The organism is Shewanella sp. M16 (genome assembly GCF_018224605.1).
Lineage (GTDB): Bacteria > Pseudomonadota > Gammaproteobacteria > Enterobacterales > Shewanellaceae > Shewanella > Shewanella oncorhynchi.
In genome coordinates this window covers 1-19,742 of record NZ_JAGTUL010000039.1, presented here as the reverse complement: position 1 = coordinate 19,742, position 19,742 = coordinate 1, and the positions used below count along the sequence as shown (strand labels likewise).

Genomic DNA, 19,742 nt, shown 5'->3' with positions numbered 1-19,742 from the left:
ATGGTCAATAAATTAAGAGGTCTATATGAGTATGAAGAAATCACATAAGAGTTATCCGCAGGTATTTAAAGGTGAAGCCGTCTTGATGGTGCTAGAACAAGGTTATAGCGTTGCCGATGCGGCAAAGTCTCTTGGAGTTAGCACGAGCCTGCTTTACAACTGGAAGGAAAAACACGAAGCCCTAAAACAAGGCATCACCTTAGAAGAGTCTGAGCGTGATGAGCTAAAGCGATTACGTAAATAAAACAAAGGATTACGCATGGAGAAAGAAATTCTAAAAAAGGCAAGCGCCTTCTTTGCGAGAGAAATGAAGTAAGATTTCGTTTCATCAAACTGCAATCTCACCTGTTTCCCATAGTACTGTTATGTCGAGTAATGAGTGTAAGTAAATCAGGCTATTACGATTGGCATAAGCGCCCTGCAAACGTGATAAGCCTTGAAACACTGAAGCTTTATCGCCTTGTTCGACAGCTATTTAACCTGAACTCGGGATAAGAAATGTTGAACTAATAGCCCTTCAAGTGATCGGATCTTTCGACCAAGAGAAACCCCATCACACCGGAGGGCCTATGCATAAATTAGTGGAAGTGTTTTGTGATGTCGATGATTTTTGCGCTGTTTTCATTCCAGAATGGGAAAAAACGCTGTTAACCGATGGTACACGCAAGCGTCAACGCGCTGGCCGTATGACGATGAGCGAAGTGATGACCATCATCATACTTTTTCAGATGTCTCACCACCGTGATTTCAAGAACTTCTACATCGGCTATCTGGCTCATTTCTACAAATCCGCTTTTCCCAATTTACTCAGCTATACCTGCTTTCTTGAGGTGATGCCCACTGCTTTAGTGCCGCTTTGCAGCTACTTTGCCAGCCTTAAGAGTGACCCTACTGGCATCGAATTTGTTGATTCAACCAGCATCAAAGTGTGTCATAACCTACGTATTCATCGCCATAAAACCTTAGCTGGACTTGCGTGCAGAGGTAAAGGCACCATGGGTTGGTTCTATGGCTTTAAGCTGCATTTGATTATGAATCATCAAGGCGGAATCGTGGCGGCCAAAGTGACCCCTGCGAATGTACATGACACAAAACCGGTGAATGAGATGGTGCACAGTGACATGAATAAACTCTATGCTGATAAAGGGTATATCAGTAAAGCGCTGTCCAGTGAATTGCTGGAGAAAGGCGTGAAGTTGGTGACGAACGTGCGTAAGAATATGAAAGCAAAAGCGATGTCGTTGTGGGATAGAGCGATGCTGTCGAGACGTTTCATCATAGAAACCATCAACGACCAGTTAAAAAATATCTCTCAAATAGAACACTCAAGACATCGCAGTGTGCATGGTTTTATGCTGAATATGATTGCGGGACTCATCGCCTATCAATTGAAAGACAATAAGCCACAACTGAACCTCACTAACGGGGAGTTTAATGCTATTGCAGTTATGGCTCGTTAAACCGATCTCAGGTTATTTAAGCAAAGTCGAGGCAGCTTAGGGAATCGTGAAATGGTGAAGAAATTGCGCAAGGAAGGCTACCAGGTTGGTCGCTATCTCGTTCGTAAAATTATGCACCGCCTTCGACTCAAAGCAAGCCAGCGACGTGCTCACAAGGCGACGACACAACGAAAACACTCAGATGCAGTGGCTGATAACCTGTTAAACATGAACTTTAATCCAGTATCGGCTAATCAGGTTTGGGCGGGTGACGTGACCTATTTAAAGACGGGTGAAGGCTGGATGTATTTGGCAGTGGTGATGGATTTATATTCACGCCGGATTGTGGGATGGCACATAGACAAGCGCATGACCACGGATTTGATATCTAAGGCATTAATGAAAGCCTACAACCTGCGCCAACCGGCCAGAGGGTTGGTATTGCACAGTGAGCGAGGCTCGCAATATACCAGTAAGCAATTCGATAAGCTGTTATTGAGCTATGGTATCCGAGCCAGCATGGGTGATGTGGGTGCGTGTTGGGATAATGCCGTTGTTGAGCGTTTCTTTGGTAGCTTGAAACACGATTGGATTTTTAAAGTTAATCAACCAACAAGGGAGTTTATGAAGTAAGATGTGACGGCTTACATGAAATATTACAACTTGGAGCGGCTTCATTCTGCTAATGACGATCTGTCACCTGTAGAGTTTGAGTATTCCCAAGTAAAAGTGTCCAATCTGGGTTGACCAGTACAATGGTTTGCGACCTTAGCAGTCACTCAACATCTTTTTAAAAAAGTTTTAATTTTTGCCTAAAACACTTAAAAGAGCTGCGCTATTTACTTTTACGCCAACCGGTATTGCAGCTAAATCAACAAAGAAGTTTGGATTATGGTTGGCATAAGGCTGTGAGAGGCCTTTCGCACGTGCAGCTGCAAACATTTCTGGTGGCGCTACGCCAATCAACACAAATGCATACGGTGTTTTATGAAATCTAAACGCTTCTTGAAAGTCTTCAGAGCCCATGACGGAGGGGAACTTGGCGATCACTTTCTCAGGACCTAAAAGCTGTTCAAGCACAGGATTAATGCGCAGGATTAACTCTCTGTTATTGACCAGTGGACCAGCGTGTCCTTTCATGGAACGAGTTGGCATTTTATCTGACGAAACCCCCGCTGCGATTGCAATACCTTGATTCACCTCATTAATCCGTTTCAACATTTTTTCACGCACTTCCGGCGTAAACCAACGCAAGTTGAGTTTCAATAACGCCTGTTCAGGAATCACATTGTTGTTGTAACCTGCTTCAATTGCGCCAACCGTTAAGACGGCGGAGTGTTGTGGGTCAATGTTTCTACTCACGATAGTTTGATATGCCAATATGGCTTGTGCTGCCATAACCACCGGATCAATTGTGAGTTCGGGCGAGGAGCCATGTCCGCCAATACCTTTGAATAACACATCAATCTGATCTGTGCCTGCCATTCTTACACCTTCGGTGCTTGACACATAGCCAACTGGCCCCGGTGCTGTATGTGCACCAAATGCATAATCAGGCACAGGGAAACCACGCTCCCATAGTCGGTCATCGACCATGGCTTGTGCGCCTAAGCCAACTTCTTCGGCAGGTTGACCATAAACAACGAGCGTACCTGACCATTCATTCTTGAGCGTCGTCATGGCTTTAGCCATGCCAAGCATCCATGTGACATGTGCATCATGTCCACACGCATGCATTACGTCAATTTCGTTACCATCAGGTAATCGTTGCTTATTTTTAGCAGCATAGTTTAGACCGGTTGCCTCCTTGACTGAATTAGCATCCATGTCTGCGCGAAACCATACTGTCGGCCCTGACCCGTTTTTTAATACTCCCACTACGCCGGTCTTGCCAATACCTTCAGTCACTGTAAAGCCAAGGGCTTTTAATTCTTTAACTACAATCGCGGCTGTGCGTACTTCAGTAAATGCGATTTCCGGATGTTGATGCAAATCTTTGAACATCGTTTCAAGGCGCGGCGTATCCGTATCGACTAATTGGTTCACTTGCTTCAAAAGAGCCGATGGAAGTGCCTTGGTCTCTACGTCAGCGGCAGCTGCTAAGTTGTATGGCATAACAACGTTTGCGACAAATAAGCACGCTATTGAACGCCATTTTCTTAATCTGAATAGACTCATCTTTCTGCTCCAAAAGCCATATTTATAGGTTTTTATACGTTGTTAAAGCCAAATTGTAAGCGGCATTGCTGATTCATCGCTCAGAGGTCAATTGACCTATTCGCTCTTTTTAACCACATTCAAACGTTGAACTAAGTCTTGATATTGAGAAGATTTCTGCAATAACTCATGACTCAGTTTTCGTAAACGATCAACTTGCTCAGCGGATAGGACGAAACTTGTCGGTAGGTTGTTGAAATACCCACGCTCTGTTTCATCCTCTATTTGCTCAAAACTCAGTACAATCGGTGTGATTGTAATTGGTAAGCCTACTTTTCCATTGAGCTGACTTTGTAAGCGCTGCGACTTGTTCAACGCTTTGGCCATATCTTCAATTAAAGAGATCGTTTCGTAGGAATACTGATCAATCGGGGTACTAATCGCCCTGAACGCCACTTCAAGCTCATTCGGTGGTATTGCAGATTGCCCCCATTTCACCGTTGGTGTTGACGAGGAGTTGACAATAATAAAGGCAATATTTCTTATCGGAGCCTCACCGTAAGCTTCGCGTTTTTCTTGAACCAAGGGCAGTGCTTCAAGTAACTCTAAAATTAAACGAGCACCTAAATTATCGGATATGCCGCCATCAGCAAGGTGTAAATAAGGTGTTTTGTCACTATTTTGTATAGATTTAAGTTCGCGGATTCTTTGCAGGGTGCGAATTGGTAAATCGTGTTTATTTTTGGCTGACGCCAGAGCATCATCTACCCACGGTGGGATGTTATCCCCACAATTTAAGCCATAGTTGTTAAAGGTGATAGGACTAAACAATATGGGGACAGCCGATGAAGCCGTCGCTGCTCTGGATAATTTAACCGCTGATAAATCAGAGCAAATGAGATCAAAGAAATCTTGAGAAAATGTAAATCGAGAACTTGATGCCGTTTCTGTCGCTGAGACTACAATACGTGGTCCTTTTTTGTCGATGAGATCAGCGAACGTGGCGTGATTAAACAGAATTTCATCATAATAATCCTGACTCATATCAGACCGACTATAAGTTAGTTGCCAGATATCCGGCCAATTAAGTGGGTTGATCCACTTGTAAAACAGCGTACCTTGTACATCTCGTTTTAAAAAACGCGTCTCGTATTCTTCAAACAAACGATCGCCATAAAGTCCGTAAGCTAATGCAGTGAAGCTTCCACCTGATACGCCTGTAATGTAATCCACTTCTTCGAGTAAATTTTTGGCACCCGATTTTCCATTGATGGATGTTGCACGTAACTCTTCGAGAACACCATACGAAAAAGCAGCAGCACGCGTCCCACCACCAGAAAATGCCAACATAAAAACAGTCGATGGATCTTGGCCAATCAATTCTGAACCATGAAAAAATCGATAACCCTGATTGGGTTCAACTTTACTTATTGCAGGATTAATTGACCTAGTTGCACATGCACTGAGTGCGCAGGCACTGATTAAAATCATCAAGTGAGTTAAGCGTTTCATCTGAATCATCGCCTTTGATTTATCAAGTGGTACATATACTGACTCCGTCACTGTAAATTGTAATTATTGCTGCGCGATTTTTGCTGACGCAGGAATCTCTGAATCTCATAGTAGTATAAGTGTATGACTTTGCTCATAGCAATTTAGGAGCCCTACAGACTCAGAGTTTTTAAGTGATACTTTGTTTTTAGTTCAGTCAGAGTTATGCCTTAGCTGATTAAGAGTGAAACATTAAAGACTGATAGATATGTGACTATTTATGCACATTGCGTTGCATAAGCTGAGTTTTGTATAAGTTTGTCACTATAATGTGCAAAACATATCGTTTAAGCGCTATAACTCGCGAAAACTGCACTTTAACAACTATTAAAGTGCAGTTTATTTAAGTAATTGATGTATAAATAGTAACTCATTTATTTTATTTAAAAAGACAAAGCAAATGAGTTACAGCGCTTACATATTTTTCTTACAATTTGAGTATTTGGTATTACTGTAGAATGAAAATTTTGAGCTGAGATATCCTTATACAGTTTAAAAATAGTATGCAAGACTGATGTTAAATCGCTTATCCCAATTATCGCCTATTTCTGGTAGGCCAATATGGTCATTGTTAGCGGTTGAGAATGTCATATTTTTCCCCATGATAAAGTCAATATGGGTATAGATTGGACCGGCGCTAATGGCCGCTCCTAACACATTTTGCATACTGTTATCATAGCTATCATCATCGACATCTGGCGTCATTAAACCAAAGTCATTGTAAAACTTGATGTTACCCCAATCGGTTTGAACGGTTTTAGAAATATTGGCACTGTACACTTGGCCTCGAGAAGCGACTTCGTACTGCCAACTCACCACTGAAACGCCAATTTTGTTGTCGTCTTCACTGTCGGCGGCATTAAATTCATACTGTATAGCTTGTAGTTGCAAGTTCCAGCCGTAGAAGGTGCTATCTAGGTGGGCAGCCACTGCATATCTATCACCATTTTTACTGGTTTTGGCGTTGTAGATTTGGCCTGCTTCTGCCGAGGCGCCAAAGGTTGTTGAGCCGCCTTGATGTTCCAGCCTGTAGGTTTGACGAAGGTTAATTTGGTTTGTTTCTTCGTTGTGGTATTCGGTGCCGTTAATGGTGCCACTATAAAGATCGGTCGCATAGCGCTTGTTTTCGCTTGGACCATATTCTGCGCCCTTATAAAATGCCACATCTGTTTGCCAGCCATTTTTTTGATAAACCGCCTTTACTCCCATATCGTGGTCGTCTTCAAAGCCTAAATAGTAAGGTAAACCAAACCAGTAACTATTTGATATATAGCCTAAGTTACCGAAAGGCACTTTGTTTATTCCGAACTGCAACTGCCATTCTGGGCTGAAGTCATAATATCCATAACCAAATTTGATATAATTGGTATTGGCGGTAAAACGATAATCCGATTTTAGGCCCCAGTTACCGTGTTTACCGTCAAAACGTAGTGAAACCATATCGAAGGTAAAATCTCCGTCTTTATCTTTTGAACTTTCGTTATAGTCTTTATAGGCATAGTTAACCCGTAATCCGCCATGTATATTAATGCCATCTTCTTGTTGCTCTGCTACTACCGAGTTAACACAACCAAGAGTCATTGCACTAGCAATAATAGACATATAAAATTTGCTATTTTTTTTCATGATCATAATTCCTTATATATTTACGACTAACATTGATATTACATTGGTTATTTTTAGTTGATTCAAGATGTAGATTACTGTCTGGTAATTTTTTAAATTAAATAATGGCTGCCAAATTAATATCCATAAGAGTTCATTTTCATAATTCAGAAGCATTTAATTGCCATTGACTTTAGTTTATTTTTTATTGATTACTTTTTGTGTTAAATTTTATATATAACAGGGCTTATTTTTCTTGCTTACTTCACTTTGTTTTAAATTCAGCTGAACTTGTAGTGTTCAAGGTGAGATCTTTGGTTTCTGGTGCTAACAGCACTGAAATAACTAATCCAAATAATGATATTGCAGCACCAACTAATAACGTCGGCGAAATACCATAATTTGCCATAAAAATTGGCAGTGTATAGGTAGAAATAATGGTACCTATCCGGCTAAATGACATTACAGCACCAACCGCCGAAGCTCTAATTTCGGTTGGGAAAAGTTCATTTGGATAAAGCCATTGTAAGATTCCTGGTCCACCAGAGAAAAATGCATAAGTTGCAAACGCAGCAATAATAAGCCAGATACTCGGATCGGGAACGATACCGAGTAAGGCGAGTGAGGCCGTCATGATACCGAAGCTACCGATTAGTAATGGTCTGCGACCAATGGAGTTGAGCCAATACATGGCAGGAATGCAGCCCGCCATGAAGAATAAACTAATCACTATATTGCCAAGTGCGGCATCTTTGCCGTCAGTAAAACCAAGCAGTTCGATAATTTGAGGCCCAAAAGTATAGATGGCAAACATAGGGATAACCTGGCAGGTCCAAATAATCCCTATAAATAAAATGCGTTTAAAATAAACTGGCTCAAATAGTTTGCTGTATTTGGTTTGTTCGACAGATTCTAGGCAAATATCTATATTAGAACCGAAGAAGGTTTTCATTGTTTCTTGGCATTCTTTGATACGGCCTTTTTTCATCAACCAACGAGGGGATTCTGGTAGGTGAAATCTGCCAAATAGTATGATAATGCAAGGGATTAATGCGCTGCCGAACATCCAGCGCCACCCATCTTGCACATCATATAGTAGATAGCCTACTGCGTTTGCGGCGGTTGCGCCGACATACCACATTGCTGCGATGAACCCCATCGTGAATGCGCGCTTTTTGGTTGGGGAAAATTCCGCCACCATTGCAGTAGCAATGGGATAGTCAGCACCAATCACAATACCAATTGAGAACCTAAGAACAACAAGTTCAAGAGGTGATGAAATAAACATGGTTGCAAAGGACAGCACGGCAATTGAAATAATGTTGAGCATAAACATTAATTTCCGCCCAAAAATATCAGCTACATAACCAAATAATGCAGTACCGATGAAGAGGCCTGCTAAGGTTGCCGCTCCTACTAAACCTATCCATTGAGCGTCGAGTTGTAGGGCAGGGGTGAGTTGTTGTAATGCTAAGCCGATGATCACGAGCACATAGCCATCTAAGAAAGGGCCGCCACTTCCCCATAACATGATTTTTCTATGCAATGGAGTAAAGTCCATATCATCGAAGTTAGTTCTTGGTTGCATGAGACTTACCACCCAATATATTGTTATTAGCAGTAATGTTCAGACTCAATCATTAATTGCTAACGTTATTTAATATAAACTTTATTTTGCTTATATTACCTGCTGAAAGAGGTTGAAACAGTGAGATATTCAATATTTCTTTTTTTATAATAAATTTAGTGCTTCTGTTTTTTTGGTCAGATTAATTGTGTTGATTTTATAAGCAAAGATTTGTAGGGCTGAATGGATTATCAGCCCAGGTGTAACAAATGTATTATTTTTCAGCCGTATCGATATTCGACACCAAATGTTCCTCTAGGGTATTCCCATTTATCAATGATGCTGTCAGCACATAAAAATTTACATGTGCCACATTCTAGACAACCGGCAGAGTCAAATTTTATACTGCCATCACTTTCTAATTTATAAAGTCCAGCAGGGCAAGCATTGACCAATTTTTTATATTCATTGATATCTGGATTGTTTTTTAAAATGATATGTGGATGGCCTTCATCGACATAAAATTTATTTGTACTGAGTTTGACATCTACATTGACTGTCGGAGCCTGTGTGTTGTGGGTCATAGTGATCTGACTCCTTTTATGCCATCTTTAATTAAGTTCATGTAACCCACCTCTTTACAGTGTTTCATCAGCGTCTTTCTGATTGGCTGTGATGGTGTACCATTCACGGTAAACATGCTGTGCATAATATCGGCTACCATTTTGGGATACTGGTTAAAGATGCGAGGGGTTTGCATAAATGTTGGGAGATCTTTATACAGTTTAAGATCCTGCATAATAAAACTGTCTTCTAACAGCTGTTGATATGAAGACAAACCTTGGGCACTAAAATCATCGTTGGCTTTGGCGGTTAATATGGCTTTTGCTGCCGCTTCACCAGAGGCTATAGCTAAATCCATGCCGCGCACGGTATAACCGATGTTTAAGCAAAATCCAGCGGCATCGCCTGCGATTAATACACCATCACCAATGAGTTTAGGCACCATACTAAGTCCCGCTTCGGGGACGACATGACCTGAATATTCCAGTAGCTTGCCGCCTTCGATTAAGGGTTTGATCATGGAGTGATTTTTGAAGTCTTCTAGCATTTGTGGAACGCTTTTACTGGATTGACCAATGTCATGAAGCCCACACACGATACCCAGTGAAACCGTAGTTTTATTTGTATAAATAAAGCCGCCACCCATAAGGCCATTAGCTGGCGATCCTGCAAATAACCATGCGCAGCCTTCATCGTCCGTGAGGTTAAAGCGGTCTTGGATCACCGCTTGCGGTAATTCAATTAACTCTTTAACACCGACGGCCATCACCTCACTCTTGATGCGTGACACCATGCCTAGTTGTTCACCCAGTATGGGGTTAACCCCTTCGGCTAGGATCACGGATTTAGCGGTGAGCTCGTCGCCATCGGCTTTTACCCCAATAACTTTACCGTCCTGGGTTAGGATTTCCTCTACACGGATACCGGTAATAAATTGCGCGCCAACTTCTTCAGCTTTAGCCATTAACCATTGGTCAAAGTCACCTCTTAAGAGGGTATAGGATTCTTCTAGCGGTGTTTGAGTTCGACCGTTATGGTAGTCGAGAGTGACTCCTGAATCATCGGTTAAAAAGGTCACTTTTTCTTTGGTCACCTTTCTTTCGATGGGGGCTTCTTTGGCAAAACCTGGAATGATTTTTTCTAGACTATGAGCGTACAGACGGCCACCTGTCATATTCTTGCTACCCGCGTAGTTTCCACGTTCGATAACTAGAACATCCGCCCCCTCCTTTGCAAGAACGTAGGCAGCAATACATCCTGCAAGCCCAGCTCCGACGATAATTGCATCAAATGATTCTTCTGACATACAGATCACTCTCTCGATAAATGTAGCTTTCGCCTCAGAGCTCTGCTGAGTGTTGAGGCGATGGGCAGCGCATGCATGATGCACTGAATATGGGCTAACTAGGCTTTGAATGCGCTGATAAGTGCAGGCATAACCTTGTTGATATCACCCACAATGCCGTAATCAACATATTGGAAAATTGGCGCATTTTTATCTTTATTGATGGCAAAAATTGTCTGTGCACCTAGGGCTCCAACCATATGTTGGATTTGACCTGAGATACCCAAAGCAAAATAGATTTCTGGCTTTAACATCACGCCCGAAACTCCGATATAGCGTTCGCGATCCATCCATTTTTCCGTTTCGGCAATCGGGCGTGAGCAGCCCAGTTCGGCACCGATCATGGCGCTGAGTTGTGCTGCGATCTGTAAATTTTCCTGGCTACCAATGCCACTACCGACACCAATGACACGTTTGGCTTTACCAAGATCAACGCTTTCGCCTTGTTTAGCTCTGCGTTCGATACATTTTATGGCCGCTTTAGGCGTCACTATATCGACCTTGACGGCCTCGCCTGTGCGGCTATCGTCGGCGGCTTGAGCTTCGAATACGCCACTGCTGAGTGTGACGATTGCGATAGGTGAGTTGATTTTTTCTTCGGCAATGGCTAAACCACCGTAGGCCATATGTTTAGCGTGGATAGCATCTTTGACGTCGATTTCGGTAACGTCATTTACCACGCCAGCTTGCAGTTGTACGCCCAATTTGCTGGCGAGGGCTTTGCCGCGTTTAGTGGGGGCGATCAACATCAGTGCGCGTGGTTCAGCTGCATCAGCAATCACTTGCGCCATTGTTTGGCTATAGTCTTCGATAATTTTTTGGTTATCTTTGCCACCAAGATAATACACATGGTTTGCCCCCAAAGCGTAGGCAGTGTGGATGTCGTGTTCGGTACCAATCACAAAGGCTGATACTTTGTCACCTAGGGTCGCGCCAGCCGCGATAATGTCAGGTAAACGGGAAGCGATATCGCTAAATACCCAAACATGAGATAGTTTGCTCATCATTTATCCTTAATTTAGTTAAGTACTTTACGTAAGTGCTCTGCGAATTGGGCTATTTGTTGCTCATCATCACCTTCAATCACGATCTTTTGTCGAGCTTGTTGCTTCGGCGCGATAATCGAAACCAGTTCAACTAGGGCTGGGATATTGCTTGCAGCCACTTCGTCGGCATTTAAGCTGGTCACCGGTTTTTTGGCGGCGGCTAGAATGGTTTTCATCGAGGGGATGGTGGGTTCATTAATGTCTGCTGATACCGAAATTACTGCTGGTAAGGTAATTTCGAGGACTTCCACTTCATCGTCGAGAGCTCTTTCTACAATAAGCTTGCCACTTTCAGCCTTCACGATTTTGCTGACCGCATTAATGCTAGGTACTGCGAGCAATTCGCCAAGCTGTAGCCCGACCTGCTGTGCATACAGATCACCGGAGCCCTCGCCACATATGATGAGGTCAAAACCGGTTTTTTGTGCTGCCGCCATTAGGATCCTAGCGGTTTGGTGTGGCAGGAGTTGCTCAAATTGTTCATCGATAACCACTGTCAAATCATCTGGTCCACGGGACAGAATATCTTTACGTGATTTAGGGTTTTCCAGCGCTTTACCGCCAATGCTCATTGCGGTAATGCTGCAATTATCGAGTAACCCTTTAATTTCTAAGGCGGTTTCTATCGCGCATAGGTCAAAGGGGTTAATTTTAGGGGCAGCCTTATGTGTGTCTATGCTGCCATCAACAGTGACAGTGATATCTTGCTCTTCTGGCACTAATTTGTAGCATGTAATAATTTTCATTATTTCTCCCGTTAAATGTGAATAGTCATTAACTGAATGCTGGATGGATAATATTTGCGAGGAAAATTCCCTCTATTTATATTGAATATAATTTAACGTATCATAATTGCCAATTAGCTGGCTTACTATAAGGTTTTTTAATAAACACTTTTCCAATATGACGTTTATTTATTTGGTGTCAGTGCGCAATTTAAAAATTGATGGTGCGCTTTTAATTGTGAAGTTAAATGATTATATGGTGATGGATAAAATAGTTGATGTTATGTGGGTCACACTATTTTGCACTATGATCGTTGCATTTCTAACAGGTATATTAGTTCTACTAATATGCTTGTTTAACTGCTTTGTTTAATGTTTTTTTAAGTTTTTTAATATAATCATTAGTGCGGCTAATATTGGTATTTTATAAGGTTGATGCAGTGTTTTTCTCTTTTTAAGTTATACTAATGCCATTATTAGAATTACAGGTTAATGAAATTCATAGGTGTTTTTTTAATGATTAAATCGTATGATTTATGCAAGTGCATTTGCCTATGCAATTGATTTAATTGTAAAAATTTATTCCCTCTAAATAGTTTTTAACCTGCTTAAATGCATGGTTTGTCACAATTGATAATTGAAATAAAATAAATTAACTAAAGGGTTTTAGTAATGTTTCACTTCATTTTAATTGAACGTGATAACGATCACTGTGTCACTGGTTTTTGGCTGGCATGATTATTCTGCAAATCAAAAATTATTAAACAATTAATCATTAATTGATGATTTTTTAAATTGTTTAATGGTTGGTTTTTGAACGTGGAATTATTTTTAGTTGTGGGTTTTATACTAGGAATGAGACCGGTTTTGTTTGAAAGTCACTCAGTTTAATAGATGCTCAGTGTAACACTTTAACCATTAGCCTCTTAAAATAGAGAGGGAGAAGTATTTATATGAACGATAAAGCGAAGGGTGTAAAAGCCACCGAAGTAAAAAAGAGGAAGGTTACTATCGATCCGATTATCTTTTTTCCTTCATTGATTGCCGTCATATTATTATCTTACTTTACCGTGAGAGATTTAGATGCGGCAAATAATGCTATTCAAACAGTGTTCCATTACCTGACTCACACCTGGGGATGGGCCTTTGAATGGTACATGATCTTAATGGGTGCAGGTTGGGCCTGGTTGACTTGGGGGCCATATTCTAAGAATCGCTTAGGCCAGGAAGCGCCTGAGTTTAGTACCGGAAGTTGGATTTTCTTGATGTTTGCTTCTTGTACCTCTGCGGCTGTGTTGTTCTGGGGCTCATTAGAAGTTTATTACTATGTGACTTATCCTCCCTTTGAACTTGAGTCGTTATCGGTTCAAGCTAAAGAGTTAGGGCTGGCATATAGCTTGTTCCATTGGGGGCCGCTGCCTTGGATGGGGTATGGTTTCTTTACGGTGGCCTTGGGTTACTTCTTGTTTGTAAAAAAAATGGATGTGGTTCGCCCAAGCGGTACCTTAGAGCCTGTGCTGGGTAAGTATCACAAAGGTTTTGTCGGTATTCTTATCGATAATATTTATGTGGTTGCGTTGATCTTAGCGATGGGGACCAGTTTAGGTTTGGCAACGCCTTTAGTTACTGAATGTATTCAATGGTTATTTGGTATTCCGCGTACCCCTCAAGTCGATACTATCGTCATTTCTTCTTGGATCATTTTTAATGCTATCTGTGTGGCTTTTGGTCTCACGAAAGGGATTAAGATCGCCAGTGATTTAAGAAGTTATTTGAGCATTATCATGCTGGTGTGGGTGTTCTTGATTGGCGCTACTAGCTTTACCGTGAATTACTTTACCGAATCTGTAGGGGTGATGTTGGATCTTCTGCCCCGCATGCTGTTCTATACGGCGGCGGTGAGTGAAGGCAGTTTTCCGCAGGATTGGACTGTTTTCTACTGGGCTTGGTGGGTGGTTTATGGCATCCAAATGTGTATTTTCTTAGCGAAAATTTCTCGTGGCCGCACAGTGCGCGAGCTTTGTTTGACTATGGTCGCTGGTTTAACGGCTTCCACTTGGTTCCTATGGACCATCCTTGGCAGTAACACCATGAATTTGATGAATGAAAATCTCGTCAATATGCCTCAACTTATCGAACAGTACGGTGCTGCTAGGGCGATTATCGAAACCTGGGCGGCGTTACCATTCAGTACAATCACTATGTGGGGATTCTTTATTCTCTGTTTCCTCGCCACAGTTACCTTAGTTAACGCCTGTTCTTACACTTTGGCAATGTCTACATGTAAAGGGGCTGATGCGGATAACGAACCGCCAATCTGGGTACGAGTCGGTTGGTCCATTCTTGTCGGTATTATCGGGATCGTACTGTTATCACTAGGTGGTTTAAAGCCACTACAGACTGCAATTATTGCCGGTGGTGCTCCACTCATTATCGTTAACATCATGATCATCATTTCTTTCTTGAAAGATGCCCGTAAAAACAACTGGAACTCTTAAGTAAGCAGGTTTAGCCGCACTTTGGTTTCATCAATTGTAATTGTGAGGAATAAATAATGGATTTTAGATTAACCGACGAGCAAGAGTTATTTGTAGCAGGTATTCGCGACCTTATGGCAAAGGAAAACTGGGAAAGTTACTTCGCCGAATGCGATGAGAACAGTCGCTATCCAGAGCGTTTTGTCAAAGAACTCGCAGAAATGGGTATCGACAGTTTATTACTGCCCGAAGAGCACGGCGGTTTTAACGAAGGAATGGTAACGCTCACCGCCATTTGGGAAGAGCTAGGTCGCCTTGGCGCGCCAACCTATGTGCTATACCAATTGCCCGGCATTGCAACTATGTTGCGCCACGGCAGCCCCGATCAGATTGAAAAAATCATGGCCTTACGTGGCACAGGTAAACAGATGTGGAATTCGGCCATCACCGAGCCAAGTGCTGGATCTGACGTCGGTAGTCTGTTAACCACCTATAAACGTCGCAATGGCAAAGTGTATTTGACCGGTAGCAAATGCTTTATTACCAGTGCAGCGGGTACGCCTTACATTGTTGTCATGGCCAAGGATGCCGACTCAGAAAAACCTATCTTTACTGAATGGTTTATTGATATGGCAAAACCAGGCATCAAGCTAAGCAAGTTACCCAAACTAGGTTTAAAAATGGATAGCTGTTGTGAACTGCAGTTTGATGAATTTGAGTTAGAAGAATCCGACATGTTTGGTATCGAAGGCAACGGCTTTATGCGTGTCAAAGAGGAGTTTGACTCTGAACGTTTCTTAGTGGCGCTAACCAATTATGGCGCGGCTTATTGCGCCTTTGAGGATGCGGCTAAATATGCCAATAAGCGGGTGCAGTTTGGGGAAACCATTGGTCGCTTCCAATTGATCCAAGATAAGTTCGCGCAGATGGCTATCAAACTTAACAGTATGAAAAATATGGTGTACGAGGCCGCATGGAAGTGCGACAACGGCACTATGACCTCCGGTGATTCGGCGATGTGTAAATTTTACTGTGCCAACGCGGGTTTTGAAGTGATTGACTCTGCTATGCAAGTGCTGGGTGGTTACGCGATTGCTGGCGAACACCGCATTAGCCGGATGTGGCGTGATATTCGGGTTGATCGCGTATCTGGTGGCTCTGACGAGATGCAAATTTTGACTTTAGGTCGTGAAGTGCTGAAGCGCTATCGCTAATTCTTCGGGTTGACACAGACTAGGTGTGACAAGGTCGCCTCTAGTCTGAGCAGGCCATTACTGGGATGGAGAGACTCTTTCATGTTAAGCCGATTCGATACTGCTTTCACATCTCAAGTAAGCGGCGGTTAACCCAAATTGTGCTAGATAAATCTTAATAATGGCTATCTTCCCGGCGGCGTTGTCGTGTTGATGCGTTATTTGAATAAAGAAGAGAAAACTATCATGTCAAATAAATTGTCCACCCCTATCTTTGGTCCTCTTTCGGGTTTGAGAGTGGTTTTTTCAGGTATTGAAATCGCAGGTCCATTCGCTGCACAAATGCTGGCAGAATGGGGGGCTGAGGTAATTTGGATTGAAAACGTCGCCTACGCCGATACTATCCGTGTGCAGCCTAATTACCCTGAATTATCCCGTCGTAATTTACATGCATTATCACTGAATATTTTTAAAGATGAAGGCCGTGATGCTTTTCTTAAATTAATGGAAACAACCGACATCTTCATAGAGGCCAGTAAAGGTCCTGCCTTTGCTCGCCGTGGGATCACAGATGAAGTGCTATGGCAGCACAATAAAAAATTAGTGATCGCACACTTATCTGGTTTTGGCCAATATGGAACCGATGAATATACCAACTTACCAGCCTACAACACTATCGCGCAGGCATTTAGTGGTTACCTCATTCAAAACGGTGACGTTGATCAACCTATGCCAGCCTTTCCTTATACTGCTGATTATTTCTCTGGAATGACCGCCACAACCTCCGCACTCGCTGCGCTATATCGTGTGCGTGAAACCGGTGTCGGCGAGAGTATCGATGTGGCCATGTATGAGGTGATGTTGCGTATGGGGCAATATTTCATGATGGATCATTTCAACGGTGGTGACGTTTGCCCACGGATGACCAAAGGTAAAGATCCCTATTATGCTGGTTGCGGCCTATATAAGTGTAACGATGGTTATATCGTGATGGAGCTAGTGGGCGTAATGCAGATTGAGGAGATGTTCAAGGATATGAATATCACTCATTTGTACGGTGGTGATGAGATCCCCGTGGGCACACAATTGATCCATCGCATTGAATGCCCCTTCGGTCAGCTGGTTGAGGATGCACTCGATACGTATCTAGCGCAAAAGAGTATTCAGCAAGTGCTGTCGCGATTTGCTGAGTTGAACGTGGCCTGCGCCAAAGTGTTGACCATTCCTGAGCTGGATAGTAACCCGCAATACATTGCCCGTGAGTCGATAACAGAGTGGAAGAATATCGACGGTAAAACCTACAGAGGTCCCAATGTGATGCCTAAGTTTAAGAATAATCCTGGGCAAATCTGGCGTGGTATGCCTAAGCACGGTATGGATACTGCGGCAATCTTACAAGATATAGGTTATTCACAAGAGCAAATTCAGATGTTAAGCGAGAAAGGATTAGCAAAAGTATCTGACTGCGAGTGAGGCAAGTAGAATGGATATCGTTGGTAGCAAAACATTAAGATGCATGTGGGAAGAACGTGCTCGTCAATTTTGTCATTACCCCGCATTGGTTTATGAGGATGCTGCTGGCGATGTCCAAGAATATACCTATAGTCAATTGAATGATGAAATAAATAAAACTGCCAATCTATTCCTATCATTAGGGATTAATAAAGGTGATAAGGTTGCAGTGCAACTGTATAACAGTCCGCAATTTATATTTTGTTGGTTTGGTTTGGCAAAAATTGGCGCCGTTATTGTGCCGATTAATAGCCAGTACTTATTTGTTGAAAGCCAATTTATTATTCAACAATGCACCGTAAAAGCTGTAGTAATCGAAGAAATTTTTTTATCTTTTTATACTAAAATGAGTCAGCAAGAACATAACTCTATTCATCATATTCTGGTCACAAGGTCAAAAAATACGGCGTTACCAGACTCAATGAATTTCGATCAATTGGTTGCGCAACAAAGACCTGAGCTTACTCATGTGGTTTCGCTTAGTAGTGATGATGTTGCTGAAATATTATTTACATCAGGTACAACATCGCAACCTAAAGGGGTGGAGATAACCCATTGTAATTTGCAGTTTGCGGGCCTATTTACGGCGTGGCAAACGGGCCTGAGAAGCGATGATATTTATTTGAGCATGATGCCCAGTTTTCATATCGATTTTCAATGTAATGCGGCAATGGCAGCTTTCACTGTCGGTGCAAAACTGGTGATGCTTGAAAAGTATAGCGCCCGTAAATTTTGGCAACAAATTTGCGATTATAAAGCGACCATCACCCATAGTATGCCAATGATTGTCCGCACCTTGATGCTTCAGCCTGTAATGGCATTTGAACAACAGCATTGTCTGCGTGACATGTTGTTTTTTATGCATATTTCAGATCAAGAAAAGTTGGAGTTTGAAACACGCTTTAGCGTGCGGTTATTTAATTCCTATGGTATGACCGAAACGCTGGTTGGCGTGATTGGTGATAGCCCTGCGGATGCACGCCATTGGCCCTCCATTGGTCGTCCAGGGCTGGGTTATGAAGCAAAAATCACTGATGATTTTGGTCAAGAAGTCGCACCAGATATAGTCGGAGATCTCTGGATTAAAGGAGTCCCTGGTAGAACGATTTTTAAAGGGTATTATCAAGACCCTAAATCTACCGATGCAGTATTAACTGCAGATGGTTGGCTTTACACAGGTGATAAAGCTTATGTCGATACCAGAGGTTTGTTTTATTTTATTGATCGTAAAACCAATATGATTAAACGCTCCGGTGAAAATATCTCCAGTAGCGAAATAGAAAAAGTATTAATGTCACACCCAGCTATTTTAGAGGCGGCCGTTATTGGTGTGCCTGATCCAATTCGTGATGAGGCTGTAAAGGCTTTTGTTATATTTAAGCCAGGTGAATCAGTCAGTGTTGATGAGATATTTAAATACTGCACTGAAAATATGGCAAAGTTTAAAGTTCCATCGATTATCGAAATAAAAACATCGTTTCCAAGAACCTGTACCTGCAAAGTACAAAAAAAACTTCTTATGTGAGGTTAACTTAATTGTCTTTTAAATAAGAGAGCCAGAAGGCTCTATACTGGAGTATTAGTATGAGTGAATCATTACACGTTACCCGCAATGGCACTATTTTAGAGATTATTTTAGATAGACCAAAAGCCAATGCTATCGATGCCAAGACCAGTTTTGAAATGGGAGAAGTTTTTTTAGCCTTCCGTGACGATCCTACATTACGGGTGGCGATTATTAGCGGCGCAGGCGATCGCTTTTTCTCAGCTGGCTGGGATCTTAAGGCTGCCGCAGAAGGTGAAGCACCGGATGCGGATTTTGGTCCAGGTGGATTTGCCGGGTTAACCGAAATATTTGATCTTGATAAACCGGTGATAGCTGCAGTTAATGGCTATGCATTTGGTGGTGGTTTTGAGTTAGCACTGGCCGCAGACATGATAGTGTGCTCTGAAAATGCCAGTTTTGCCTTACCTGAAGCTAAGCTTGGGATCGTTCCCGATAGTGGTGGCATGCTGCGTCTACCTAAACTGCTGCCCCCCACCATTGTTAATGAACTGATGATGACTGGTCGCGGTATGGGCGCAGAAGAAGCGCTGCGCTGGGGTGTGGTTAATCGTGTTGTAGCAGGCGATCAACTGATGGATACCGCACGTGAACTGGCACAACAAATTACTCAAGGTGCGCCATTGGCAATTGCTGCCATTAAAGAAATATACCGAGCAACCAGTGAATTATCGATTGAGGATGGCTATCGTCATATCCGTGCCGGTGGTTTAAAGCATTATCCTTCAGTCCTGCACTCAGAGGATGCGTTAGAAGGTCCGTTGGCCTTCTCACAAAAGCGTGACCCAGTATGGAAAGGCAGATAAATACCAATTCATTACATCATCTTATTACCTGATATTTCCCATGAGAGATAGGCTCTGATGTAAAACCGCTTTGGTGCCAAGGATGGTGCCAGACTAATACAAGGAAGCTTTCACCATAATATGAGCCGCAATGGTTAATAAACATAAAATAATATTTAATATCTGTCGCGTAAAGACTTATCAGAATCAAA

Annotated in this window: 14 protein-coding genes and 2 pseudogenes; 8 read left to right on the top strand and 8 right to left on the bottom strand. The window is 42.4% G+C overall.

Translation table 11 applies throughout. The annotated features are described in order from the left end of the window. Positions 1-25: 25 nt before the first annotated feature. The 3 genes and pseudogenes from KFE26_RS19545 to KFE26_RS19535 form a co-directional block, all read left to right on the top strand. Positions 26-492: pseudogene (locus tag KFE26_RS19545) on the top strand (transposase); the annotation flags it as partial. Positions 493-569: 77 nt separating this feature from the next. Continuing rightward, complete coding sequence (locus tag KFE26_RS19540; RefSeq protein WP_212601424.1) at positions 570-1,460, top strand: IS982 family transposase; 891 nt, start codon at positions 570-572, stop codon at positions 1,458-1,460. A gap of 9 nt (positions 1,461-1,469) precedes the next feature. Continuing rightward, positions 1,470-2,186 (top strand): annotated as a pseudogene (locus tag KFE26_RS19535) (IS3 family transposase); the annotation flags it as partial. Between the two features lie 54 nt (positions 2,187-2,240). Here KFE26_RS19535 and KFE26_RS19530 read toward each other — a convergent pair. The 8 genes from KFE26_RS19530 to fixA all read right to left on the bottom strand — a co-directional run bounded on the left by KFE26_RS19530 (position 2,241) and on the right by fixA (position 12,020). Then, the gene (locus KFE26_RS19530) at positions 2,241-3,617 is read right to left on the bottom strand and encodes an amidohydrolase (protein ID WP_212601423.1); all 1,377 of its coding nucleotides are present in this window, start codon (positions 3,615-3,617) and stop codon (positions 2,241-2,243) included. A gap of 96 nt (positions 3,618-3,713) precedes the next feature. Then, a complete protein-coding gene (locus KFE26_RS19525; RefSeq protein ID WP_212601422.1) occupies positions 3,714-5,108 on the bottom strand; it encodes a patatin-like phospholipase family protein in 1,395 nt (464 codons plus the stop codon). A 531-nt stretch (positions 5,109-5,639) separates the two neighbouring features. Further along, positions 5,640-6,779 carry a hypothetical protein gene (locus KFE26_RS19520; RefSeq protein ID WP_212601421.1) on the bottom strand — a complete coding sequence of 380 codons (1,140 nt, stop codon included), beginning with the start codon at positions 6,777-6,779 and terminating at the stop codon, positions 5,640-5,642. Between the two features lie 238 nt (positions 6,780-7,017). Further along, positions 7,018-8,340: an MFS transporter gene (locus KFE26_RS19515; protein ID WP_212601420.1), complete on the bottom strand. Its 1,323-nt coding sequence runs from the start codon at positions 8,338-8,340 to the stop codon at positions 7,018-7,020. A gap of 260 nt (positions 8,341-8,600) precedes the next feature. After that, positions 8,601-8,903, bottom strand: coding sequence for a 4Fe-4S dicluster domain-containing protein (locus KFE26_RS19510; protein ID WP_212601419.1), 303 nt, complete (start codon positions 8,901-8,903; stop codon positions 8,601-8,603). Beyond that, the gene (fixC, locus tag KFE26_RS19505; protein WP_212601418.1) at positions 8,900-10,189 is read right to left on the bottom strand and encodes an FAD-dependent oxidoreductase FixC; all 1,290 of its coding nucleotides are present in this window, start codon (positions 10,187-10,189) and stop codon (positions 8,900-8,902) included. The genes KFE26_RS19510 and fixC overlap by 4 nt, the downstream gene beginning before the upstream one ends. Before the next feature lie 98 nt (positions 10,190-10,287). Beyond that, positions 10,288-11,232 carry an FAD-binding protein gene (locus KFE26_RS19500; protein ID WP_212601417.1) on the bottom strand — a complete coding sequence of 315 codons (945 nt, stop codon included), beginning with the start codon at positions 11,230-11,232 and terminating at the stop codon, positions 10,288-10,290. Between the two features lie 14 nt (positions 11,233-11,246). Next, complete coding sequence (gene fixA, locus KFE26_RS19495; protein ID WP_212601416.1) at positions 11,247-12,020, bottom strand: putative electron transfer flavoprotein FixA; 774 nt, start codon at positions 12,018-12,020, stop codon at positions 11,247-11,249. 932 nt (positions 12,021-12,952) lie between these two features. On the opposite strand from fixA, the gene caiT reads away from it, so the two are divergent. From caiT to caiD, 5 genes are all read left to right on the top strand, one after another. Further along, entirely contained in the window at positions 12,953-14,497 is a 1,545-nt protein-coding gene (gene caiT, locus KFE26_RS19490) for an L-carnitine/gamma-butyrobetaine antiporter (RefSeq protein WP_212601415.1), read from the top strand. 56 nt (positions 14,498-14,553) lie between these two features. Further along, positions 14,554-15,690 (top strand): crotonobetainyl-CoA dehydrogenase, encoded by a 1,137-nt coding sequence (gene caiA, locus KFE26_RS19485; protein WP_212601414.1) that lies wholly within the window; start codon positions 14,554-14,556, stop codon positions 15,688-15,690. 225 nt (positions 15,691-15,915) lie between these two features. After that, positions 15,916-17,142, top strand: coding sequence for an L-carnitine CoA-transferase (gene caiB / locus KFE26_RS19480; RefSeq protein WP_212601413.1), 1,227 nt, complete (start codon positions 15,916-15,918; stop codon positions 17,140-17,142). Positions 17,143-17,152: 10 nt separating this feature from the next. After that, positions 17,153-18,706, top strand: coding sequence for a crotonobetaine/carnitine-CoA ligase (caiC, locus tag KFE26_RS19475; protein ID WP_212601412.1), 1,554 nt, complete (start codon positions 17,153-17,155; stop codon positions 18,704-18,706). Between the two features lie 59 nt (positions 18,707-18,765). Further along, complete coding sequence (gene caiD, locus KFE26_RS19470; protein ID WP_212601411.1) at positions 18,766-19,551, top strand: crotonobetainyl-CoA hydratase; 786 nt, start codon at positions 18,766-18,768, stop codon at positions 19,549-19,551. The last annotated feature ends 191 nt before the right edge of the window (positions 19,552-19,742 follow it).